Annotated in this window: 21 protein-coding genes; 12 read left to right on the top strand and 9 right to left on the bottom strand. The window is 69.1% G+C overall.

From position 1 onward, the window contains the following. Positions 1 to 33: 33 nt before the first annotated feature. Positions 34 to 639: a CvpA family protein gene (locus LOS78_RS14695; protein WP_028712370.1), complete on the top strand. Its 606-nt coding sequence runs from the start codon at positions 34 to 36 to the stop codon at positions 637 to 639. 135 nt (positions 640 to 774) lie between these two features. Next, on the top strand, positions 775 to 2,271 hold the full coding sequence (gene purF / locus LOS78_RS14700) for an amidophosphoribosyltransferase (protein ID WP_230378525.1): 1,497 nt from the start codon (positions 775 to 777) through the stop codon (positions 2,269 to 2,271). A gap of 86 nt (positions 2,272 to 2,357) precedes the next feature. Here purF and LOS78_RS14705 read toward each other — a convergent pair whose 3' ends face one another. The 3 genes from LOS78_RS14705 to gmk are packed head-to-tail and all read right to left on the bottom strand — an operon-like array spanning position 2,358 to position 4,563. Next, positions 2,358 to 3,410 carry an ATP-binding protein gene (locus tag LOS78_RS14705; protein WP_230377303.1) on the bottom strand — a complete coding sequence of 351 codons (1,053 nt, stop codon included), beginning with the start codon at positions 3,408 to 3,410 and terminating at the stop codon, positions 2,358 to 2,360. Continuing rightward, the gene (locus tag LOS78_RS14710) at positions 3,407 to 3,934 is read right to left on the bottom strand and encodes a gamma carbonic anhydrase family protein (RefSeq protein WP_230377305.1); all 528 of its coding nucleotides are present in this window, start codon (positions 3,932 to 3,934) and stop codon (positions 3,407 to 3,409) included. The genes LOS78_RS14705 and LOS78_RS14710 overlap by 4 nt, the downstream gene beginning before the upstream one ends. Next, on the bottom strand, positions 3,931 to 4,563 hold the full coding sequence (gene gmk, locus LOS78_RS14715) for a guanylate kinase (RefSeq protein ID WP_028712366.1): 633 nt from the start codon (positions 4,561 to 4,563) through the stop codon (positions 3,931 to 3,933). Before gmk ends, LOS78_RS14710 begins: the two co-directional genes overlap by 4 nt. Positions 4,564 to 4,749: 186 nt before the next feature. Between gmk and LOS78_RS14720 the strand changes: the two genes are divergently transcribed. Further along, complete coding sequence (locus LOS78_RS14720) at positions 4,750 to 5,526, top strand: PAS domain-containing protein (RefSeq protein ID WP_230377306.1); 777 nt, start codon at positions 4,750 to 4,752, stop codon at positions 5,524 to 5,526. Between the two features lie 333 nt (positions 5,527 to 5,859). On the opposite strand, the gene LOS78_RS14725 is transcribed toward LOS78_RS14720, so the two are convergent. Beyond that, positions 5,860 to 7,266, bottom strand: coding sequence for a class II 3-deoxy-7-phosphoheptulonate synthase (locus LOS78_RS14725; RefSeq protein WP_230377307.1), 1,407 nt, complete (start codon positions 7,264 to 7,266; stop codon positions 5,860 to 5,862). A 117-nt stretch (positions 7,267 to 7,383) separates the two neighbouring features. Between LOS78_RS14725 and LOS78_RS14730 the strand changes: the two genes are divergently transcribed. The 6 genes from LOS78_RS14730 to LOS78_RS14755 all read left to right on the top strand — a co-directional run bounded on the left by LOS78_RS14730 (position 7,384) and on the right by LOS78_RS14755 (position 13,758). Beyond that, positions 7,384 to 8,397 carry a GlxA family transcriptional regulator gene (locus LOS78_RS14730; RefSeq protein WP_230377308.1) on the top strand — a complete coding sequence of 338 codons (1,014 nt, stop codon included), beginning with the start codon at positions 7,384 to 7,386 and terminating at the stop codon, positions 8,395 to 8,397. A gap of 125 nt (positions 8,398 to 8,522) precedes the next feature. Then, the gene (locus LOS78_RS14735) at positions 8,523 to 9,707 is read left to right on the top strand and encodes an ABC transporter substrate-binding protein (RefSeq protein ID WP_028712362.1); all 1,185 of its coding nucleotides are present in this window, start codon (positions 8,523 to 8,525) and stop codon (positions 9,705 to 9,707) included. A gap of 102 nt (positions 9,708 to 9,809) precedes the next feature. Next, the gene (locus LOS78_RS14740) at positions 9,810 to 10,688 is read left to right on the top strand and encodes an ABC transporter ATP-binding protein (RefSeq protein ID WP_036698098.1); all 879 of its coding nucleotides are present in this window, start codon (positions 9,810 to 9,812) and stop codon (positions 10,686 to 10,688) included. Beyond that, positions 10,688 to 11,398, top strand: coding sequence for an ABC transporter ATP-binding protein (locus tag LOS78_RS14745; RefSeq protein ID WP_230377309.1), 711 nt, complete (start codon positions 10,688 to 10,690; stop codon positions 11,396 to 11,398). The genes LOS78_RS14740 and LOS78_RS14745 overlap by 1 nt, the downstream gene beginning before the upstream one ends. 2 nt (positions 11,399 to 11,400) lie before the next feature. Beyond that, complete coding sequence (locus LOS78_RS14750; protein WP_230377310.1) at positions 11,401 to 12,402, top strand: branched-chain amino acid ABC transporter permease; 1,002 nt, start codon at positions 11,401 to 11,403, stop codon at positions 12,400 to 12,402. A gap of 15 nt (positions 12,403 to 12,417) precedes the next feature. Next, a complete protein-coding gene (locus LOS78_RS14755; RefSeq protein WP_230377311.1) occupies positions 12,418 to 13,758 on the top strand; it encodes a branched-chain amino acid ABC transporter permease in 1,341 nt (446 codons plus the stop codon). Positions 13,759 to 13,839: 81 nt separating this feature from the next. Here LOS78_RS14755 and purN read toward each other — a convergent pair whose 3' ends face one another. After that, the gene (gene purN / locus LOS78_RS14760; protein ID WP_230377312.1) at positions 13,840 to 14,436 is read right to left on the bottom strand and encodes a phosphoribosylglycinamide formyltransferase; all 597 of its coding nucleotides are present in this window, start codon (positions 14,434 to 14,436) and stop codon (positions 13,840 to 13,842) included. After that, positions 14,433 to 15,479 (bottom strand): phosphoribosylformylglycinamidine cyclo-ligase, encoded by a 1,047-nt coding sequence (purM, locus tag LOS78_RS14765; protein WP_230377313.1) that lies wholly within the window; start codon positions 15,477 to 15,479, stop codon positions 14,433 to 14,435. Before purM ends, purN begins: the two co-directional genes overlap by 4 nt. A 216-nt stretch (positions 15,480 to 15,695) precedes the next feature. Between purM and LOS78_RS14770 the strand changes: the two genes are divergently transcribed. Continuing rightward, a complete protein-coding gene (locus tag LOS78_RS14770; protein ID WP_230377314.1) occupies positions 15,696 to 17,261 on the top strand; it encodes an SARP family transcriptional regulator in 1,566 nt (521 codons plus the stop codon). Between the two features lie 5 nt (positions 17,262 to 17,266). Here LOS78_RS14770 and LOS78_RS14775 read toward each other — a convergent pair whose 3' ends face one another. The 3 genes from LOS78_RS14775 to bhcR form a co-directional block, all read right to left on the bottom strand. Beyond that, on the bottom strand, positions 17,267 to 18,019 hold the full coding sequence (locus LOS78_RS14775; RefSeq protein WP_230377315.1) for a pentapeptide repeat-containing protein: 753 nt from the start codon (positions 18,017 to 18,019) through the stop codon (positions 17,267 to 17,269). 86 nt (positions 18,020 to 18,105) lie between these two features. Next, complete coding sequence (locus LOS78_RS14780; protein ID WP_230377316.1) at positions 18,106 to 19,779, bottom strand: DUF6345 domain-containing protein; 1,674 nt, start codon at positions 19,777 to 19,779, stop codon at positions 18,106 to 18,108. Between the two features lie 200 nt (positions 19,780 to 19,979). Next, positions 19,980 to 20,810: an HTH-type transcriptional regulator BhcR gene (gene bhcR / locus LOS78_RS14785; RefSeq protein ID WP_028712352.1), complete on the bottom strand. Its 831-nt coding sequence runs from the start codon at positions 20,808 to 20,810 to the stop codon at positions 19,980 to 19,982. A 184-nt stretch (positions 20,811 to 20,994) separates the two neighbouring features. Between bhcR and bhcA the strand changes: the two genes are divergently transcribed. Next, the gene (gene bhcA, locus LOS78_RS14790; protein ID WP_230377317.1) at positions 20,995 to 22,185 is read left to right on the top strand and encodes an L-aspartate--glyoxylate aminotransferase BhcA; all 1,191 of its coding nucleotides are present in this window, start codon (positions 20,995 to 20,997) and stop codon (positions 22,183 to 22,185) included. 2 nt (positions 22,186 to 22,187) lie between these two features. Further along, the gene (gene bhcB, locus LOS78_RS14795) at positions 22,188 to 23,147 is read left to right on the top strand and encodes a beta-hydroxyaspartate dehydratase BhcB (protein ID WP_147428863.1); all 960 of its coding nucleotides are present in this window, start codon (positions 22,188 to 22,190) and stop codon (positions 23,145 to 23,147) included. Positions 23,148 to 23,165 lie beyond the last annotated feature (18 nt).

Below are 23,165 nucleotides of genomic sequence, written 5' to 3' on the forward strand. Positions count from 1 at the left end.
AAGACGCGGGCAATGCCGCGAAAGGGCGTGAAAATGGACGGATTCACCATCATCGACGGCATCGTCGCGGCCGTGATCATCCTCTCGGCGATCCTGGCCTATGCGCGCGGCTTCGTGCGCGAATCGCTGGCGATCCTGGGCTGGATCGGCGCGGCGGTGCTGGCCTTCATCTTCGCGCCGACGGTGCGGCCGATGGTGGCGCAGGTGCCGGGGCTGAACAAGTTCCTGGCCGACAGCTGCGAGCTGGCCACCATCGCCGGCTTCGCCACGGTCTTCGCGCTGGCGCTGGTGCTGTTCTCGATCATCACGCCGCTGTTTTCCTCGGTCGTGCAGCGTTCCGCGCTTGGCGGCGTCGACCAGGGCATGGGTTTCCTGTTCGGCGTGGCGCGCGGCATCCTGCTCGTCGCCATCGCCTTCATCGTCTATGACCGGGTGATGGCCACCCAGCCCGTCGCGGTGGTGGAAAACTCGCGCTCTGCCCAGGTGTTCGAGCGCATGCGCGGCCAGATGGACCAGCAGATCCCGCAGGACGCCCCCGGCTGGGTGGTCAGCCGCTACGAGCAGCTGGTGCGCAGCTGCGGACCCGTGGGCCAGCCGGTCGATGCCGCGACTCCCGTCCCCGCCACGCCGGCGAACTAGGACGATATGGCTCTTTTGTGACATAAAATGCGCCCCGCGATGGCGGTGGGGCGTGACTTCGCCGGCCTGACACCCTAGATTGGCGTCGAACGTCCCCTATACCCAGCCCCGGAATAGCCCCAAGAGTCGGTGATGATGCAGCCATTCCTTGCCCATCCCTTCGATTCCGACCGCCTGCACGAAGAATGCGGCGTGTTCGGCGTGATCGGAGTGACGGATGCCGCCAATTTCGTCGCCCTCGGGCTGCACGCCCTGCAGCATCGCGGACAGGAGGCCGGCGGCATCGTCAGCCACGATGCCGAGCAGGGCTTCAACAGCGCCCACCGCTTCGGCTATGTGCGCGACAACTTCACCAAGCAAAGCCTGATGGAAACGCTGCCCGGCTCGCTCGCCATCGGCCATGTGCGCTATTCCACCGCCGGCACCAAGGCGGCGACGGCGATCCGCGACGTGCAGCCCTTCTTCGGCGAATTCGCCATGGGCGGCTGCGCCATCGCTCATAACGGCAACATCACCAACGCCATGGCGCTGCGCCGCGAACTGATCGAGCGCGGCTCGATCTTCCAGTCCAGCAGCGACAGCGAATGCATCATCCACCTGATGGCGCGGTCGATCCAGCGCAACATCCCCGAGCGGATGAAGGACGCGCTGCGCCGGGTCGAGGGTGCCTTTTCGGTCATCGCCATGACCCGCACCAAGCTGATCGGCGTGCGCGACCCCCTGGGCGTGCGGCCGCTGGTGCTGGGCAGGCTGGGCGATGAGGGCTTCGTGCTGGCCTCGGAAACCTGCGCGCTCGACATCATCGGCGCCGAGTTCCTGCGCGAGATCGAGCCGGGCGAGATGGTGGTGATCTCGAAGGGCGAGGTCGAAAGCTCGCGCCCCTTCGGCCCCTCCAAGGGCCGGTTCTGCATCTTCGAGCATGTCTATTTCTCGCGCCCCGATTCGATCATCGGCGGCCGCTCGGTCTATGAGACCCGGCGCCAGATCGGCGTGGAACTGGCGCGCGAGGCCCCGGTCGAGGCCGACCTGGTCTGCCCGGTGCCCGACAGCGGCACCCCCGCCGCCATCGGCTATGCGCATGAAAGTGGCATCCCCTTCGGCATGGGCATCATCCGCAACCAGTATATGGGCCGGACCTTCATCGAGCCGACCGAGCAGATCCGCAACATGGGCGTGCGGCTGAAGCTCAACGTCAACCGGGCGCTGGTCAAGGGCAAGCGCGTGGTGCTGGTGGACGATTCCGTGGTGCGCGGCACGACCAGCCGCAAGATCAAGGACATGATCCTGGACGCCGGCGCGGCCAAGGTGCATTTCCGCATCGCCAGCCCGCCCACCGCCTGGCCCTGCTTCTACGGCGTGGACACGCCCGACCGCGACAAGCTGCTGGCCGCGCAGATGTCCGAGGAAGAGATGCGCGAATGGATCGGCGTCGACAGCCTGGCCTTCGTGTCGCTGGACGGGCTCTATCGCGCCGTGGGCGAGGCAGAGGGCCGCAACAAGTCCTGTCCGCAATATTGCGACGCCTGCTTCTCGGGCGAATATCCGGTGGCGCCCTTCGACCAGCTGGAACGCGGCTTCCGCATGAAATCCGACGGCAACCCGGCGCCGGTCACCGGCCACGCGGCAGAGTGATCCGCGCGCGGCGCTGAAGCCGGGCAGAAAAAAGCCGGGGGTTCGATGCCCCCGGGTTTTTTCAATCCCACCCCTGCCTGGCCGGTTCAGATGCGGCCGATCTGCTCGGGCAGGATGACGGTGAAGCGGCTGCCCTGCCCGCGCTCGCTCTCGATGCGCAACCGGCCGCGATGCCGGTTCACGATATGCTTGACGATGGCAAGGCCCAGCCCGGTGCCGCCCTGCTCGCGCGAGCGGTGGGTATCCACGCGATAGAACCGTTCGGTCAGCCGCGGCAGATGCTGGGGGTCGATGCCCTCGCCCCGGTCGGCGACGCAGACCGACCAGGCCGGGCCGCGCAGCACCGGCTCATGCGCCAGACGCTCCAGCGTCACCGTGACGACACCGCCCGCGCCGCCATATTTCACCGCGTTCTCGATCAGGTTGTGGAACACCTGCACCAGCTGGTCGGCATCGCCCGGCACCGGCACCTTCCCGCCGGCGCCCTGCAGGTCCAGCTGCACCCCGGCCGCGGTGGCGGCAGGGGTCAGCGTCGCCACCACGCCGCCAAGCAGCGCCGCCAGATCGAGGCTCTGCGCCGGCCGGCGGCGCTCGTCCTGTTCGACCCGGCTCAGCGACAGGAGGTCGGCAACCAGCCGGTTCATCCGCCACGCCTCGCGCTCCATGATGTCGAGAAAGCGGGCGCGCGCCGCGGGATCGTTGCGGGCCGGGCCGCGCAGCGTCTCGATGAAGCCCATCAGCGCGGTCAGCGGTGTGCGCAGCTCGTGGCTGACATTGGCGACGAAATCGCGGCGCATCTGCTCGGTCTCCTCGTCGCGCGAACGGTCCTCGATCGCCACCGTGGCGCCGTTGAGCCCGGGCGCCCGCAGCGCCGTCACCGTCACCTCGCAGAACACCCGCCGGTCGGCAGCGCCCAGCGTGGCGGTCAGCGGCGCCCGGTCCTGCCCGGCCAGCACCGCGTCCAGCGCGGCATTGACCTCGGGGTGGCGCAGCACGGTGACGAAGGGCCGCCCGCCCGGCACCGTGCCCAGAAGCGCCTCGGCCGCCTCGTTGGCGCCGATGATGCGCGCATGGCCGTCCACCACCAGCATCGGCACCGGCACGCCGCGAAGCAGCGCATGCAGCCGCGCCTCGATCATTCCGGGAGGGCCTGGGTCAATCCCCGGCGGAAGCGGGCGGCGTTGCGGCTGTAGCCCTCGGCCGATTTCAGCAGCTGCGCCCGCGCCGCCTCGTCCAGTTCGCGCACGATCTTGCCCGGCGCGCCCATGACCAGAGAGCCGGGCGGGATCACCTTGTTCTCGGCGATCAGCGCCCCGGCGCCGATCAGCGAGCCGGCGCCGATTCGCGCCCCGTTCAGGATGATCGCGCCCATGCCGATCAGTGCCCCGTCCTCGATGGTGCAGCCGTGCAGGATGGCGCGGTGGCCGATGGTGCAATCGGCGCCGATGGTCAGCGGATAGCCCAGGTCGGTATGGCAGACCGTCAGGTCCTGCACGTTCGAGTTGCGGCCGACGCGGATCTCCTCGTTGTCGCCGCGCAGCACGGCGCCGAACCAGACGCTGGCCCCCGGCTCCAGCACCACCTTGCCCATCAGCTGCGCATCCGGCGCCACCCAGGCGTCCCCGGCGATTTGCGGCGCGATGCCGTCCAGTTCCCAGATCATGCGCTTTCCTCCTCCATGAGCGCGCGGACGAAGGGACCAAGGCCGACCTGCCGGGCGCGGCGCATCCGCTCGGCCCGCAGGATGGTCTTCAGCGCCTCGGCGCTTCGGTCCAGATCGTCGTTGACGATGACGTAGTCGTATTCCGCCCAATGGCTGATCTCGTCGCGGCTCTTGCGCATCCGGCCGGCGATCACCTCGGGCGCGTCCTGCTGGCGCGCGACCAGCCGGCGCTCCAGCTCGGCCAGGCTGGGCGGCAGCACGAAGATCGAGATGACATGCGCGCCAAGGGACGAGGCGCGGATCTGCTGGCCGCCCTGCCAGTCCACGTCGAAAAGCGTGTCGCGACCGGCCCGCATCGCCTCTTCCACCGGGCCGCGCGGCGTGCCGTAGAAATTGCCGAAGACCTCGGCATGTTCCAGCATCTCGCCCGCCTCGACCATGGCGCGGAACTGCGCGGGGGTGCGGAAATAATAGTGCTCGCCCTCGATCTCGCCCGGGCGCGGACTGCGGGTCGTGGCCGAGACGGAAAAGCGCAGATCGGGGTCCCAGTCCATCAGCCGCCGCGCCAGCGTCGACTTGCCCGCCCCCGAGGGCGAGGACAGGATGACCAGAAGTCCGTTGCGTTCCATCTGCATGCCCTTGCCCCTGCCGTTCCAGCGCCGCCTGAATGGCCTTGCCCGCCAGCCGGGTCAAGCCCCGGGGGAAGCGCCGGGGTTTTTAACCATCGGTAAAGAAATCGCTCGGCAGCGGGAAGCGAAAGGATTAGATTTCCGCCAAGGGTTTGTTGCACGGGTAAGCAGGTAAGGCCGGAACGGATGGCGAAGGACCACGGACAGGACGAGGATTGCGCGCGGAAACCCGGCCTGCCCGGGCTTCGGCCCGGCAAGCTTCTGCATCTTGCCGATTACGAGCCGGTCCAGCCCGAACGCATCCTGGGCGAATTGCGCGGCTATTGGGAAGGGCTGCGCCAGGGCCGCGCCATTCCCGACCGCGCCGATATCGAGCCGCGCGGCATCCGCCGGGCGCTGGACTATGCCTTCATCCTTGAACGCATCGCCCCGGGCGCGGCGCGCTTTCGTCTGGCCGGGCGCCATCTGATCGACCTGATGGGGATGGAGGTGCGCGGCATGCCGCTTTGCGCCTTTCTGAACACCAGTTCGCGCGGGCGGCTGTCGGATGTGCTGGAAAGCGTGTTCCGCGGCCCGCAGATCGCCGAGATGACGCTGGAATCGCCGGCCGGCTACGGCCGCCCGGCGCTGGAGGGGCGGCTGCTGCTCCTGCCGCTGCGCTCGGATCTCGGGGACGTGACGCGGGCGCTTGGCTGCCTGATCGCGCAGGGCCGGTTCGGCGAGGCGCCGCGCCGCTTCGACCTGCTCTCGGATCAGGAATTTCCGGTCATTCCCGGCGCCCGGGTGCTGGAGCCCTCGCCGTCGCGGGCGGGCTTTGCCGAGCCCCCCGCGCCCTGGAGCGGGATCTGCGCATCCAGTCCTTCCGATCCACCTCCCGATCCGGCCACGCCAGAAGAGCGCCGCGCCCGTTTCCGCATCGTCAGCAGCACCGAGCCGCCAAAGCCGCGCGGACGCCGCTTCTGAACCTTGTTCCCGGCAGGGGAGAGGCGGGCCGCATAGGGTTCCGGACCCGCCGCTTTGGGCGGAGCGGCCGCATGACCCCCGCCGCCGCTATCCCCTTTGATCGGGCCCATGTCGCCGCGGCCCTGCCTGCCCCTTCCCGCTGTCCCGAAAACCGTCTCCGGCGGCAAGCGCCCGCAGCCCTGCGGCATGGCGCCGGCCCTTCCGGCGGGGCGCTTCGCCGCCCGTGCCGAAGCAGGATGCCTGCCGCGCACGGGGCAACGCCGCGCCTGAACACCGCGCATGAAAAAGGCGGCGAGGCCGTGGCCCGCCGCCCGTTTCGCCTTTGCCGGCGGATCAGCTCGCCTTGGCGTGCCTGGAGCCGTTGACGCGGCGATTGCGCAGTTCTTCGGCCACGAGGAAGGCCAGCTCCAGCGACTGGCTGGCATTCAGACGCGGATCGCAGGCGGTGTGATAGCGGTCCGACAGGTCCTCGTCGGTCACGGCGCGCACGCCGCCGGTGCATTCGGTCACGTCCTTGCCGGTCATCTCGAAATGCACGCCGCCGGGGATGGTGCCCTCGGCGCGATGGACGGCAAAGAACTCGCGCACCTCGCGCAGCACCGAATCGAAGGGCCGGGTCTTGTAGCCCGAGGCCGACTTGATGGTGTTGCCGTGCATCGGGTCGCAGGACCAGACGACATTCGCGCCCTCTTCCTGCACCGCCTTGATCAGGCGCGGCAGGTGGTCGCCGACCGAGCCGGCGCCGAAGCGGGCGATCAGCGTCAGCCGGCCGGCCTCGTTTTCCGGGTTCAGCTTGGCAATCAGCGCCTTGAGATCGCTGTCGGTGATCGAGGGGCCGCATTTCAGCCCGATCGGGTTCTGCACGCCGCGGCAGAATTCGACATGCGCGCCGTCGACCTGGCGGGTGCGGTCGCCGATCCAGATCATGTGGCCCGAGCCGGCGACCGGCAGGCCGGTGGTCGAATCGATGCGGGCCAGCGCCTCTTCGTATTCCAGCAGCAGCGCCTCGTGGCTGGTGTAGAAATCCACCTTGCCGAGGTCATGCGCGGTTTCCGAGGTCACGCCGGCGGCGGCCATGAAGGCCATGGCGTCGCTGATCCGCTCGGCGATGTCGCGATAGCGCGCGGCTTCCTCGCCGCCGGTGAAGTCGCTGATCCAGTTCTGCACCCGGTGGATGTCGGCATAGCCGCCGGTCGAGAAGGCGCGCAGCAGGTTCAGCGAGGCCGCGGCCTGGGTATAGGCCGAAAGCATGCGCTGCGGGTCGGGGATGCGCGCCTTGGGCGTGAAATCGAAGCCGTTGATGATGTCGCCGCGATAGATCGGCAGCTCCTGCTCGCCGATCTTTTCGGTCGGGGCCGAGCGCGGCTTGGCGAACTGGCCCGCCATGCGGCCGACCTTGACCACCGGCAGCTGCGCGCCCCAGGTCAGCACCACAGCCATCTGCAGCATGACCTTGAAGGTGTCGCGGATGTTGTCGGCCGAGAATTCGGCAAAGCTTTCGGCGCAGTCGCCGCCCTGCAGCAGGAAGGCGCGGCCGGCGGCGACCTCGCCCAGCGAGGCCTTCAGGCGACGCGCCTCGCCGGCAAAGACCAGCGGCGGGTATTTGGCCAGCTGGGCCTCGACCGCCTCCAGCGCGGCCTGGTCGGGATAGTCGGGCATCTGGACGCGCGGATAGGCGCGCCAGCCGCGCTTGTCCCATGCCTTCGCCGGGGTCGCGGAACTGGAATTCGTCGGTGCCATGATCCTATCCTTCATGCAAGCGGTGCCTGCCATATAGAGGGTGCAGAACCAAAGGAAAAGCCTTGCGCGCGCCGCGATTGCCTGCTGATCTGCGCCGAGTTCAGCCGCGCGACCGACATGCCAGAGCCAGATCCAGCCGTCCCCTCCGTTCCGGAGCCGATTCCGGCCCCTTCCGCGTCCCGGCCGCGGCGCTATGTCTTCCTGCTTCTGGAACGGTTCACCATGGCCTCCTTTGCCGCCGCCATCGAGCCGCTGCGGCTGGCGAACCGGCTTGCCGGCCGCGAGCTTTACGAATGGCGGCTGATCGGCGAACAGGCCCAGACCGCCACCTGTTCGAACGGCACGCGCATCCTGCTGGACGGCCCGCTGACCGAAACCCGGCGCGACGATACGGTGCTGGTCTGCGGCGGGCTCGACGTGGGCCGTGCGACGACCCGCTCGGTGCTGGCCTGGCTGCGGCGCGAGGCCCGGCGCGGCACCCGCATCGGCGCGCTCTGCACCGGCACCTGGGTGCTGGCCGAGGCCGGATTGCTGGACGGCCGCCGCTGCACCATCCATTGGGAAAACCAGGACGGATTCGCCGAGAGGTTCCCCGATGTGACCCTGATCCGCACGGTTTTCGTCGAGGATGGCAACCGGCTGACCGCCGCCGGCGGCACGGCCGCCATCGACCTGATGCTGCGCCAGATCGCCCGCGACCACGGCGCCGAACTGGCCAGCCGCGTGGCCGACCAGATGATCCACACCGCCATCCGCTCGGAGGAGGACCACCAGCGCCTTTCGGTCCCGACCCGCATCGGCGCCCGCCATCCCCGGCTGGCGCAGGTCGTCGCCCGCATGGAGGCCAATATCGAGGACCCGATCAGCCCGGCGCGGCTGGCCTCGGAAGCCGGGATGTCGCCGCGCCAGCTGGAGCGGCTGTTCGCGCGCTACCTAGGCCGCTCGCCCAAGCGCTATTACATGGAAATCCGCCTGGAACGCGCCCGCAACCTGCTGCTGCAGACCGAGATGAGCGTGATGGAAATCGCGCTGGCCAGCGGTTTCGCCTCGGCCGCGCATTTCTCGAAATGCTACCGCGCCACCTATGGCTGCACCCCCTATCGCGAGCGCGGCGCGGCGGCGGCGGGCTGAGGGGGTCATTTCGCTGCGGCACGCGGCCGATTTGCCGCTTTCGCCGGTCGCCAATACGCTTTTCTTTTCATCCGCGCGCTTATAACCTGTCAGACAGGACAATGTTCCACTCAGGGAGACGACTGATGAAAAAGCTTCTTCTGGCCAGCGCCGCCGGAGCCTTGCTTGCCGGTGCGGCCGGTGCCGAGGAAATCAAGATGGGCATTTCGCTGGGCCTGACCGGCCCGCTGGAATCGATCTCGCCCGCGATGCAGAAGGGCGCGGAACTGGCGATGAAGGAGGTCTCGGACAGCGGCAAGCTGCTGGACGGTTCGACCATCGTGCCCGTGGTGGCCGACAACACCTGCGCCGACGCCGCCGCCTCGGTGGCCGCGGTCGAACGCCTGGTGACGGCCGAGGGCGTCAAGGGCATCATGGGCGGCATGTGCTCGGGCGAAACCATCGCCTCGCTGGAACGGGTCGGCGTGCCGAACGGCGTGGTGATGATCTCGCCCTCGGCCACCTCGCCGGCGCTTTCGACTATCGACGACAAGGGCTTCTTCTTCCGCACCTCGCCCTCGGACGCGCGCCAGGGCGAAGTCATGGCCGATATCGTACTGGAGCGCGGCATCAACAGCGTCGCCGTCACCTATACCAACAACGATTACGGCAAGGGCCTCGCCGACAGCTTCGCCGAGGCCTACAAGGCCAAGGGCGGCAGCGTCACCGTGGTCTCGGCCCATGACGACGGCAAGGCCGACTATTCGGCCGAGGTCGCCGCGCTGGCCGCCGCCGGCGGCGATGCGCTGGTCGTGGCCGGCTATGCCGACCAGGGCGGCTCGGGCATCATCCAGGGTTCGCTGGACACCGGCGCCTTCGAAACCTTCGTGCTGCCCGACGGCATGGTGAACAACGTCCTGGTCGAGAAATTCGGCACCCAGCTGGAAACCTCGTTCGGCCAGAACCCCTCGGCCGAGGGCGAAGGGCACGAGAAATTCGACGCGCTGGCCAAGGAAGCCGGTTTCGACGGCACCTCGGCCTATGCCGGCGAATCCTATGACGCCGCCGCGCTGATGCTGCTGGCCATGCAGGCCGCCCAGTCCTCGGACCCCAAGGTCTACAAGGACAAGGTGATGGAAGTCGCCAACGAGCCGGGCGAGAAGATCTATCCGGGCGAGCTGGCCAAGGCGCTTGAACTGCTCGCCGCGGGCCAGGACATCGATTACGTCGGCGCCACCTCGGTCGAGCTGATCGAGCCCGGCGAAAGCGCCGGCGTCTATCGTGAGGTCGACTTCAAGGGCGGCCAGCTGAACGTGGTCGGCTACCGCTAAGGCGGACGGTCGGGAAGGGTCCGGTCCGCCGGGCCCTTTTCCTAATCAAAAGCAATCCCGTAACGGGAATTCTTCATGCAACGCATGAAGCTGGGGAGCGACATGATCCAGGTCCGGGACCTGCACAGGCATTTCGGAGGCTTCCGCGCCGTCGATGGCGCCAGCCTGACGATCGAGAAAGGCTCGATCACCGGTTTGATCGGCCCGAACGGCGCCGGAAAATCTACACTTTTCAACGTGATCGCCGGGGTTCTGAAACCGACCTCCGGTCAAGTCACCATGGCGGGCGAGGACATCACCGGCCTGCCGCCGCACGAACTGTTCCACAAGGGGCTGCTGCGCACCTTCCAGCTGGCGCATGAATTCTCGTCGATGACGGTGCGCGAGAACCTGATGATGGTTCCCGGCGGGCAATGCGGCGAGACGCTGGTCAATACCTGGTTCCGCCGCGGCCGCATCCGCGAGGAAGAGCGCGCGCTTCGCAAGAAGGCCGACGAGGTGCTTGACTTCCTGACCATTTCCCATGTCGCGGATGAAAAGGCCGGCAACCTGTCCGGGGGCCAGAAGAAGCTGCTGGAACTGGGCCGCACCATGATGGTGGACGCGAAGATCGTCTTTCTGGACGAGGTCGGCGCCGGGGTGAACCGCACGCTTCTGGGCACCATCGGCGACGCCATCGTGCGGCTGAACAAGGAACGCGGCTATACCTTCTGCGTGATCGAGCACGACATGGATTTCATCGGCCGGCTCTGCGATCCGGTGATCGTCATGGCGGCGGGCAAGGTGCTGGCCCAGGGCTCGGCCGACAGCATCATGAAGAACGAGGCGGTGATCGAGGCCTATCTGGGCACCGGGCTCAAGAACAAGGTCGCCGCCGAAGTGGCCGAGGAGGCCGCCTTCGGCGAATCGCACGGCGCCCAGCCCGGCCTTGGCGCCGAGGCCGGACGCGGCGGCGACGGCAAACCGGCGGGAGAGCTGTGATGGCAGAGCCCTATCTTTCCGCCACCGCCATGCGCGGCGGCTATGGCAAGGCCGACATCCTGAACGGCTGCACCCTGACCGTGGACAAGGGGCAGATCGCCGTGATCGTCGGCCCGAACGGCGCCGGCAAATCGACGGCGATGAAAGCCGTCTTCGGCATGCTGCACCTGCGCGAGGGCCAGGTCACGCTGGCCGGCGAGGACATCACCCCTCTCAGCCCGCAGGAACGGGTGCGCAAGGGCATGGGCTTCGTGCCGCAGACCCACAACATCTTCCCGACCATGACGGTCGAGGAAAACCTGGAAATGGGCGCCTTCATCCGCGAGGACGATTACCGCGACACCATGGCCCAGGTCTATGAGCTGTTCCCCGCCGTGGCCGACAAGCGCAAGCAGAACGCGGGCGAGCTTTCCGGCGGCCAGCGCCAGCAGGTCGCCGTCGGCCGGGCGCTGATGACCAGGCCCAGCCTGCTGATGCTGGACGAGCCCACCGCGGGGGTCAGCCCCATCGTCATGGACGAGCTGTTCGACCGCATCATCGAGGTCGCCCGCACCGGCATCTCGATCCTGATGGTCGAGCAGAACGCCCGGCAAGCGCTGGAGATCGCCGATATCGGCTATGTCCTGGTGCAGGGCGCCAACCGCTACACCGACACCGGACAGGCGCTGCTCGCCGACCCCGAGGTCCGCCGCACCTTCCTGGGGGGCTGAAGATGGATATCCTGAACGCCCTCGTGGCCATCCTGAACTTCGTGGTGATCCCCGCCGCCGCCTATGGGGCGCAGCTGGCGCTCGGCGCGCTGGGGGTGACGCTGATCTACGGCATCCTGCGCTTTTCCAACTTCGCCCATGGCGACACCATGGCCTTCGGCGCTGCGCTGGTGATCCTGATCACCTGGGGGCTGCAATCCATCGGCGTCGGGCTGGGCCCGCTGCCCACGGCACTGCTGGCCCTGCCCGTCGGCATCGCGCTGACGGCGGTCTTCGTGCTGGGCACCGACCGCGCGGTCTATCGCTTCTATCGCAGCAAACGCTCGGCGCCGATCATCCTGGTCATGGCCTCGGTCGGGGTCATGTTCATCATGAACGGTCTGACCCGGCTGGTGATCGGCGTCGACGAGATCCGCTTCGACGACGGGGCGCGTTTCCTGATCAGCGTGCAGCAGTTCCGCGCCTGGACCGGCCTGTCCGAGGGGCTGTCGCTGCGCGTCAGCCAGGCGCTGACGCTGGTGGTGACGGCGCTGGCCTGCTGGGCGCTGTTCCGCTTCCTGAACCGCTCGCGCGCCGGCAAGGCGATGCGCGCCTATTCCGACAACGAGGATCTGGCGCTGCTTTCCGGCATCGACCCCGAGCGGGTGGTGCGCCTGACCTGGATCATCGCCACCGCGCTGGCGGTGACGGCGGGCACGCTTTACGGCCTGGACAAGTCCTTCAAGGTCTTCAATTATTTCCAGATCCTGCTGCCGATCTTTGCCGCCGCCATCGTGGGGGGGCTCGGCAATCCCCTGGGTGCGGTGGCCGGCGGCTTCATCGTCGCCTTCTCGGAGGTCGCCGTCACCTATCCTTGGCGCAAGATCGCCACCTATCTGGGCTTCGAGCCCCAGGGGCTGCTGCAACTGCTGTCCACCGAATACAAGTTCGCGGTCAGCTTCGTGATCCTGATCGTGGTCCTGCTGTTCCGGCCGACCGGCCTGTTCCGCGGCAAATCCGTCTGAGGAGGGCGTTTATCCATGTCGAATACACGTCAAGCCGAAGCGGTCAGCCCCTGGCGAGCGCCGGTGCTGTTCCTGATCCTGGCCGCGCTGTTCCTGGCCGAGGGCAGCTTTCGCAACGCGCTGTTCTCGGGCAGCTGGAACACGGCGCTGGCCATCCTGAACATGGGGCTGATCTCGGCCGTCATGGCGCTGGGTGTGAACATGCAATGGGGCTATGCGGGGCTGTTCAACGCCGGCGTCGTCGGCTTCCTGGCGCTTGGCGGGCTGGCGCCGGTGCTGGTCTCGACCGCGCCGGTGCAGGGCGCCTGGGCGGCGGGCGGGCCGCGGCTGATCCTGGCGCTGCTGGTGGGGCTGGGAACGCTGGCGCTGGCGGCGCAGGTGTGGAAGCGCGTCCCGGGGCTTTTGCGCGTGCCCTCGCTGATCGCGGTGCTGGTGGTGGGATTCGTGCTCTATCGCTGGCTGTTCGATCCGGCGGTGATGGCGATCGAGGCGAACAATTCCGCCCGTGCCGGCAATATCGGCGGGCTGGGCTGGCCGGTGCTGCTGTCCTGGCCGGTCGGGGCGCTGTTCGCCGCCGCGGCCGCCTGGGGCATCGGCAAGGTGGCGCTGGGGCTGCGCTCGGACTATCTGGCCATCGCCACGCTGGGCATCGGCGAGATCATCGTGGCGGTGATGCGCAACGAGGAATGGCTGTCGCGCGGGGTCAAGAACGTCTCGGGCATCCCGCGCCCGGTGCCCTATGAGCTGAACCTGCAGAACGATCCCGATTTCGTGGCCCGGGCCGCGGAATGGGGGCTGAGCCCGGCCGTGGCCTCGGGCATCTGGGTCAAGCTGCTCTATGCCGGCCTGTTCGGCGCGGTGCTGCTGGCGCTGATCCTGCTGGCCGAGCTGGCGCTGAAATCGCCCTGGGGCCGGATGATGCGCGCCATCCGCGACAACGAGACCGCCGCCGAGGCCATGGGCAAGGACGTCACCCGCCGCCATCTGCAGATCTTCGTCATCGGCAGCGCGGTGATCGGCCTTGCCGGCGCGATGATGGTCACGCTGGACGGGCTTCTGTCGCCGAACAGCTTCAATCCCCTGCGCTATACCTTCCTGATCTGGGTGATGGTGATCGTCGGCGGCTCGGGCAACAACTGGGGCGCGGCGCTGGGGGCGATCCTGATCTGGTTCCTGTGGATCAAGGCCGAGGTCTGGGGGCCCGAATTCATGCGGCTGGTCACCGGCCCGATGCCGGCGGGCGCCCTGCGCGACCATCTGCTGGGCAGCGCGCCGCATATGCGCTTCATCGCGCTGGGGGTGGTGCTGTTGCTGGTGCTGCGCTTCGCGCCGCGCGGGCTGGTGCCCGAGAAGTAGCAGGCGAAGCCGCGGGGGCCTTGCCCCCGCACCCCCAGGGTATTTGGAAAACAGAGAAAGGCGCGGATCCGGGCCTTTTTCTCAGGCCGCAGTCAGGGTGACCGGCCTCTGGTCGCCCAGGGCGAAGCGGCGGAGCACCGCCGGATAGAGCCGGTGTTCCTGCACCAGCACCCGGGCGGCCAGGGTCTCGGCCGTGTCGCCGGCCAGGATCGGCACCCGGGCCTGGCCGAGGATCGGGCCGGCGTCGAGCTCGGGCGTGACCAAGTGGACGGTGGCGCCGGCCTCGGCATCGCCGGCCTCGATCGCGCGCCGATGGGTATGCAGGCCGGGATATTTCGGCAAGAGCGAAGGGTGGATGTTCAGCATCCGACCCTGGAAGCGCCGAACGAAATCCGGGGTGAGGATGCGCATGAAACCGGCGAGGCAAAGGATGTCGGGCTGCGCGGCCAGCAAGGGTTCCAGCAGCGCCGCCTCGAATGCGGCACGGTCGCCGCCGAAGGCGCGGTGGTCGATGGCGAAACTCGGCACGCCCATGGCCTCGGCCCGGGCGAGCCCGGCCGCCTGCGGATCGTTCGAGCCGACGACGACCGGCCGGGCCGGATGGTCGCCGGCCATCGATTCGACCAGCTTGACCATGTTCGAGCCGCCGCCCGAGATCAGGATGGCGACGCGTTTCACCGCAGCCGGCCGCTGTAGCGCACGCCCGCGCCGGGGCTGACATGGCCGAGCCGGATCACCGTTTCGCCCTGCGCCTTCAGCAGCGCCTCGAGTTCGACAGCACGGTCCGCGGCGACGGCCAGGATCATGCCGATGCCGCAGTTGAAGGTCTTGAGCATTTCGGGCGCGGCGATGGAGCCGGCCTCGGCCAGCCAGTCGAAGACCGGCGGCAGGCTGAAGCTGTCGAGGTCGACCTCGGCCCCCAGCCCCTCGGGCAGCACGCGCGGCAGGTTCTCGGTGATGCCGCCGCCGGTGATATGCGCCGCGGCATGCACGCCCCCGGCGCGGATCGCCGCCAGCACCGGCCTGACATAGAGCCGGGTCGGCACCAGCAGCGCCCGGCCCAGCGTGCCCGCCGCGAAGGGGGCGGGCGCGTTCCAGTCCAGCCCGGCATGATCCGCCACCTTGCGCACCAGCGAGAAACCGTTGGAATGCACCCCGTCCGAGGCGAGGCCCAGCAGCACGTCGCCATCCGCCACCCCGGCGGGCAGCGCCGTGCCGCGTTCCATGGCGCCGACGGCGAAGCCGGCGAGGTCGAAATCGCCCTTGCCATACATGCCCGGCATCTCGGCCGTCTCGCCGCCGATCAGCGCGCAGCCCGAGCGCCGGCAGCCCTCGGCGATGCCGGTGATGACGCGGGCGGCCTCGTCGACCGAAAGCTTGCCGGTGGCGAAATAGTCGAGGAAGAACAGCGGCTCGGCGCCCTGGCAGACCAGGTCGTTCACGCACATCGCCACCAGGTCGATGCCGAGCCCGTCGAGTTCGCCCGTGTCGATGCCGATGCGCAGCTTGGTGCCGACGCCGTCGGTGGCCGCCACCAGAACCGGGTCCTGGTAGCCGGCGGCGCGCGGGTCGAACAGCGCGCCGAAGCCGCCCAGCCCCTCCATCACGCCGGGCCGGCGGGTGGCGGCGGCGGCGGGCTTGATCCGCTCGACCAGCGCATTGCCCGCGTCGATATCCACTCCGGCCTCGGCATAGGACAGGCCGCTTTTGCGCTCGGTCATCTTGGGGTCCCCTTTGCTTTGACGCCCCGATAGCGCAGGCGCGGCGCGCAGGCAATGATCGGCTGCGGCCGCGGCGGGATTCGCCTGCAGGCTGGCGGCCGCATCCCCCTGATCCGGCGCGGCTTCTTGCTGTTCCGGCGGGCTGCGAGGGATTAAGATCGATTTCCAACCCTAACGAGGCCCGCGGCGAATCAAATGCCTGCCATGCTGAGTCTGATGGGAACGGTGCGTCTGCGGGGCGCCGGCGGGGCGGACCTGACCCCCCGCAGCCAGAAGGCGCGTGGCGCGCTGGCGCTGCTGGGCACGGCACCGGACCTGCGGCTCAGCCGCGCCCGGCTGCAGGACCTGCTGTGGAGCGAGCGGGCCAAGCAGCGCGGCTCGGACAGCCTGCGGCAGATGCTACGGGAATTGCGCGGGGCGCTGGGGCCGGAAAAGGATATCCTGCTGGCCGGCGTGGGCTGGGTGGGGCTGGACCCTGAGCGGCTGCGCATCGACCTGACGCCGGTCTATGACGCCGGCGGCGCGCCGATCGAATTCGCCGCCGATCTGGACATTCCCGACCCGGAATTCGAGACATGGCTGCGCGACATGCGCCTGCGGCTGACGCCGGACAGCGACGGGCCGACCGCGCTGCAGCGGCTTCCCGCCCCGGCCGCGCCGCCCCGAAGCGACGGCGACGCCGCGCCCGGCGATTATGTCGTGGCGCTGCAGCCGGTCGAAAGCAATGACAGCCGCGCCCATGTCATCGGCGAGATGATCCTGAACGAGGCCGCCGCCCGCGCCTGCGAGATGATCCCCGCGGTGCTGGCCGACCGCATCGCCGTCAAGGCTCCGGCAACGGGCACGCAGGTCGGGGCGATCTGCTATTCCGCGGGGGTCGATTGCTCGCTGATGGTGGTGATGCGCGACCTTGCCTCGGGCGCGCGGGGCTGGACGCGGCGCTTCACCATCCGCGCCGCGGACGAGACCGCGACCATGCGCCATGCGGTGGCGCAGATCGCGGTGGCGCTGCTGGACCGGGCGCGGCGCACCGCGCCGCCTGCAAAGGGCCTGACCTTTCCGGTCTGGGACGTGTTCAGCTATTCCCGCGACCGTCTGGAATCCGCCGACCGCATCCTCGCCTCGCTGCCGCAAGAGCGGCAGAGCGGCGTGGCCCTGGCGCTGCGCTCCTATCTGCGCCACACGCTGATCAGCGAGCGGCTGACCCGGGACCCGGCGCGGTGCTCGGAAGAGGCCGAGACCTTCGCGCAGCTGGCCCGCGATCTGGCACCGGCCAGTCCGGTGGTGCTGGCGGTGGCCTCGCTGTCGGCCTCGTGGCGACGGGACGCGGTGGGCGCGCTGGAGCTGGCGCAGGCCGCCTGCCGCAACGATCCCGACAACGAGCTGGCCTGTCATGCGCTGTCGCAGGCGCTGACCGATGTCGGCCGCGACCTGGAGGCGCTGGAGGCGACCGAGCGCGGCGCCCGCGGCGCCCTGGCCGAGCTGGGCCCGGCCTGCTGGCTGATGCGCCGCGCCATGGTGCAGCTGCGGCTGGGCCGGCTGGGCGATGCCGAGAACTCGGCCGCCGCCGCCTTTGCCTTCGCCACCGACAACCGGCCCTCGCTGCGCTTTCTGGCGGCGCTGCGCTATCATCGCGGCGACGAGGCGGGCGCGGCGGACGCGCTGCGGCATCTGCGCCGGATCGAGCCGGATTTCTCGCTGGAGCTGATGGCCGATCCCGATTACCCGGTCGCGGCGCTGCGCATGGCCGGGCTGATGGGGATCACGCGCTCGGGCCTGTGACGCGCTCAGGGCGCCACCAGCACCTCGAAGGCGATGGGCGCCCTGCCCTCGCCCGGCTCGACCACCAGCCGGGCGCGGCCCGGGGCGACGGCGCAGAAGGCCAGGACGCAGCGCGGAGCCGGCGGCGCGGCGGGCTGTTCGCCTGGCGGTTCTGCACGTAGCTCTTCGGGCGGTTCGGGGCCGGCAAGGACCGGAGCGCCCTCGATCCGTGCCAGGCCCGGCTGCCGGATGGCGGCCCCGGGCAGACTGTCCAGATGCATCTCCAGCCGGTCGCCGCAGCGCAGGGACACGGGCTCGGCGGCATGCGCCTCGTGCAGGATGCAGGTCCGGGGCCGGTGCGGCGCCGGATAGCGCAGCGGCGGCGCGCCGGTGGCCATGGCGCGTTGCATGCTGTCAAGCCAGGCGTCGCGCAGCTGCGCGTCGGTCAGGTCGGCCCGGTCCAGCCGCGCCCCGGTCAGATCGGCGCGCTCCAGCACCGCGCCGCGCAGATCGGCATCCGACAGGTCGGCCAGCCCCAGGCTTGCCCCCGCCAGGTTGGCCTCGCGCAGCCGCGCACCTGCGGCGCGCGCCGACCACAGGCTGGCGCCGCAGAGCTGGGCGCCGGTCAGGTCGGTCCGGGTCAGGTCGGCATAGGACAGGTCCGCCCCCACCAGCGTCATGCCCGACAGGTCCAGCCCGGCCAGATCGGCCCCGGCCAGGCGCAGGCGTCCCGTCGTCGCGATGCGCCGCACGATCTCGGCGCGGGTGTATTCCGCCATCGTCCCCTCGTTACCGCTTCGCGCCGGTCCATGCGGCGGGAAAAGTGCCCGGAGGCGGCTGCCTCCGCCCCCGGGCTACCGGATCGTCAGTCACCCAGGTCAGACTGGATCCAGTAACGCTTGCGAAAGCCGCGCACGCATTCGATCTCGATGCCCTGCCGGGCGACGAGACGTGCGGTGTTGCTGCGGATTCCGTATCCGATTTCCGTGGTGTCCGGCAGGATGCGCAGGCTGAGCGGCGCCGCCCCGCGCGCCGCAAGGTCGCGCATCAGCCGCGCCGAATGCTGCGCCAGGATGCGCGGGATGGCCTGCGGTTCGGGCTCGGGCAGGCCCTCGGGCCGCGCGGGCGGCGGCGGATCGTCGGGCAGGCCCTGGCGATGGGCGCGCGGGGCCATGCGCTCCGCCACCCGGCGCAGGGTCGATTCGATGCGCAGGACGGTGCCGTCCGGCCGCATGGCCAGCCGCAGGCTGCCGGTTTCGGGGGTCAGGACCGGGATGCCGTCGATCGCCTGGCGGAATTGCACGATGATCTCGTCCAGGTTCTCTTCCGGCGGCTCGTCCGGCCGGCGCAGGCTGGCGGTCGCCGACATGGCCAGCGCGATGCGGTCGAAGACCAGCTCGCTTTCGGTCGGCAGGAAACCGTATCGCCGCAGGGCGCTGCGCGCGCGGGCGATCAGGGCGCGGCGCTGCAGGGGGGTGCGCGGACCCTGCCCCGGCCCGCCGGGCGCAAGCTCCAGCAGGATGCGCCCGTCGGGCCGGCGCTGGAAGCGGACCGGACCCTGACGAACCGACAGGCAGCCCTGCGCGTCGCCCCGCACCAGCGCCGGATCAAGGCCGAGCCGCGACAGAACCTCTTCGGCCAGGGTGTGGTCACCGGCCACCGGAACCAGCCGCACCGCCGAGAATTCGGCCGGTGGCTCGGCCAGCGCCGGCTCGCGCTGGTAAAGCGCGGCCGGGGCGTGCCAGCGCCAGGCCCAGCACTCCGTCGCGCCGCGCTGCGGCTGGAACCGCCGCTCGGAGAACAGCATGGCCAGCGCCGCCTCGCGCTTGGGCGCGCAGGCGCAGACCACCGGATTCTGGTCATGCGCCACATCCCAGGCGCCGTCCAGCCAGGCCTGCGCGAAGGATTTGCCCATCTGCCAGTGCTGCCAGAAATTCGCGCCGTAGCGGCCGGAATCCCAGCAACTCGAATCGAAGCCGAACAGCATCCGCAACCCGTGATTGGCCGGGCCCCAGCTGCGCAGCGGGCTGTGGCCGGGGCCGACCCGCAGCGACTGGCTGGTGGACCAGAACAGATAGCGCAGCGCGCCCGAGCCAAGCCGCATCCGGTCCGAGGTCAGGCAGGCGTCCGTCCCGGCCCAAAGCGCGCCCATCGGCAGGTGAAAGCTGCCGTGCTCGTCCATCCGGCCATGGCCGGCGTGATAGAACACCCGCACCGAATCCATGTCGCGGCCCGGAGCATGTTCCGTCGCCCGCCGGTCATAGATCCAGGATTTCACCGCCGCGTCCCGGCGCCAGAAATCCGGCGTGGCAAAGCGATCGACCGCGTCCAGAAAGCCGCCCGCGTCGCGATGCGCGGCATGCAGCGCGCCGGCGGCGCGATAGGTCTCGACGCTGCAGGCGCCATAGAGGCGGCCGCCGGTGCCGTTCCCGCCCTGCCCGGGGGCCTCCTCGGCTGGATCCTGCGGGTCCGGGGCAGCCGGGCCCTGCATGGCGCGCGGATCGCGGATCATGCCGAAACGGGGAACGAGATCTTCCATGCCGTGAGCTCCTTGCAGGACACGCGCCGGGGCCCTGGGCACCGGCAAGACGGAGGCGGTAAGCGTCGCGCCTCAAGCTAGGATGGCCGGCGTGAACTGAACGTGAATCTGCGATTAATGAACAAATCGGTCTCGAAACTCCCGGATTTTCCGAAGGATTCTAACGATCCCGGCCTTTCCGGGCAGACGAATCATGTCCTTCAGCCCTCGGCCGCCGGCGGCGCCATGCCAAAGGACAGTTCACGCGCCGCCGCGATCACCGCCTCGGCCATCGCCTCAAGCCGCGCATCCGACATGCGCAATGTCGGCCCCGAGACCGAGATTCCCGCCGCCGCCTCGCCCGCGAAATCGAAGATCGGCGCGGCGATGCAGCGCATGCCGGGGGTGCGCTCCTCGTTGTCCAGCGCATAGCCGCGGGCGCGGATGCGGGCCAGGTCGTCCAGCAGCGCCTGCGGGTCGCTCAGCGTCATCGGCGTGAACCGTTCCAGCGCCATCTCGCGGATCATCCGCTTCAGGTCGGCCGGCCGGGCATGGGCCAGGAGCGCCTTGCCGATCCCCGAGGCATGCAGGGCCGAACGCGTGCCGGGCGGAAAGAAGGCGCGGATCGTCTCATGCGTTTCGGCCTGGCTCAGGAACAGCACCGCCTCGCCGTTTAGGATGCCCAGGTTCGCCGTCTCGCCCGTCACCTCCATCAGCCGGCGCAAGAGCGGCCGCGCCCGCTCGACCAGGCCCGAGCGGCGCATGAAGGCCGAGCCGTGGCGGAAGGCGGTCGGCCCGACATGCCAGGCCTGGGTCTGGCTGTCGCTTTCCGCCACGCCGCGCGCCGCCAGCGTCACCAGAACCCGGTGCACGGTCGAGGGCGCCATCTCCAGCCGCTGCGCGATCTCGGTCAGGGTCAGGCCGTTCGACATCGCGATCAGGTCCAGGATGTCCAGCGCCCTGTCCAGCGCCCGGATGCCGCCCGAATCCTCGGCCCCGAACCCGCCGGCGCGGCCCCTCGGACGGCCGCGTTTCCGAATCTGAACCGACATTCAATTTTTCCTTTCGACAACTTCGCGGATTTCTTGAAAGTTCTCATTCCGCTGTGGAAAAGAGCAACCATCTGATTCCACGCCACTTTACGCTATTTTTCCGCGATTGCGAAATATTTTTCAGAAAAATTGCATCGATGGACAGCAAAACGTAGCTTGGTCCACAAGCGCAGGAGGAATTGCCATGACCAGCCAGAACCCGATCTTCATTCCCGGCCCGACCAACATCCCCGAGGAGATGCGCAAGGCCGTCGACATGCCCACCATCGACCACCGCTCGCCGGTGTTCGGGCGCATGCTGCACCCGGCTCTCGAAGGGGTGAAAAAGGTCCTCAAGACCGAAACGGCGCAGGTTTTCCTGTTCCCCTCGACCGGCACCGGCGGCTGGGAAACCGCGATCACCAACACGCTGTCGCCCGGCGACAAGGTGCTGGCGGCGCGCAACGGCATGTTCAGCCATCGCTGGATCGACATGTGCCAGCGCCACGGGCTCGACGTCACCTATGTCGAGACGCCCTGGGGCGAGGGCATCCCGGCCGACCGCTTCGAGGAAATCCTGACCGCCGACAAGGGCCACGAGATCCGCGTCGTGCTGGCCACGCATAACGAGACCGCGACCGGCGTCAAATCCGACATCGCCGCCGTCCGCCGCGCGCTGGACAACGCCAAGCACCCGGCGCTGCTGTTCGTCGACGGCGTCAGCTCCATCGGCTCGATGGACTTCCGCATGGACGAATGGGGCGTCGACATCGCCGTCACCGGCAGCCAGAAGGGCTTCATGCTGCCGCCGGGCCTGGCCATCGTCGGCTTCTCGCCCAAGGCTATGGAGGCGGTCGAAAGCGCGCGCCTGCCGCGCACCTTCTTCGACATCCGCGACATGGCGACCGGCTATGCCCGCAACGGCTATCCCTACACGCCGCCGGTCGGGCTGATCAACGGGCTGAACCTCAGCTGCGAGCGGCTGCTGGCCGAGGGGCTGGAGAACGTCTTCGCCCGCCATCGCCGCATCGCCGGCGGCGTGCGCGCCGCGGTCGATGCCTGGGGGCTGAAGCTCTGCGCCGTCCGCCCCGAGCTTTATTCGGACAGCGTCAGCGCCATCCGCGTGCCCGAGGGCTTCGACGCCAACCTGATCGTCAGCCATGCGCTGGAGACCTATGACATGGCCTTCGGCACCGGCCTGGGCCAGGTCGCGGGCAAGGTGTTCCGCATCGGCCACCTGGGCAGCCTGACCGACGCCATGGCGCTGTCCGGCATCGCCACGGCCGAAATGGTGATGGCCGATCTGGGCCTGCCGATCCGGCTGGGCTCGGGCGTCGCCGCCGCGCAGGAACATTACCGCCAGACCACCGCCGCCGCGCAGAAGAAGGCCGCCTGAGGATGAAGGACGCCATGTATATCCCGACCTATGAGGACATGCTGGCCGCGCATGAGCGGATCAAGCCGCATATCCGCCGCACGCCGATCCGCAGCTCGGACTATCTGAACGAGTTGACCGGCGCGCAGCTGTTCTTCAAATGCGAGAATTTCCAGGAGCCGGGGGCCTTCAAGGTCCGCGGCGCCACCAATGCGGTCTTCGGCCTGGACGAGGCGCAGGCGGCCAAGGGCGTCGCCACGCACAGCTCGGGCAACCATGCCTCTTGCCTGTCCTATGCGGCGATGCTGCGCGGCATCCCCTGCAACGTGGTCATGCCGCGCACCGCGCCGCAGGCCAAGAAGGACACCGTGCGCCGCTATGGCGGCAAGATCACCGAATGCGAGCCCTCGACCTCTTCGCGCGAGGAGACCTTCGCCAAGGTGCAGGCCGAGACCGGCGGCGATTTCGTCCATCCCTATAACGATCCGCGCGTGATCGCCGGCCAGGGCACCTGCGCCAAGGAACTGATGGAACAGGTGGACGGGCTGGAAGCGGTCGTGGCCCCCATCGGCGGCGGCGGCATGATCTCGGGCACCTGCCTGACGCTTGCGACGCTGGCGCCCGAGGTCAAGGTGATCGCGGCCGAGCCCGAGCAGGCCGACGACGCCTATCGCAGCTTCAAGGCCGGCCACATCATCGCCGACGACGCGCCCAAGACCATCGCCGACGGGCTCCTGGTGCCGCTGAAGGATCTGACCTGGCATTTCGTCAAGAACCACGTCAGCGAAATCTACACCGCCTCGGATGCCGAGATCGTCGATGCGATGAAGCTGATCTGGAAGCACCTGCGCATCGTGATGGAGCCTTCCAGCGCCGTGCCGCTGGCCACCATCCTGAAGAACCCCGAAGCCTTCGCCGGCAAGCGTGTCGGCATCATCGTCACCGGCGGCAATGTCGATCTCGACAAGCTGCCGTGGAACTGAACCCGAATTGAGGAGAGT

The sequence above is a fragment of the Paracoccus sp. MA genome (genome assembly GCF_020990385.1).
Lineage (GTDB): Bacteria > Pseudomonadota > Alphaproteobacteria > Rhodobacterales > Rhodobacteraceae > Paracoccus.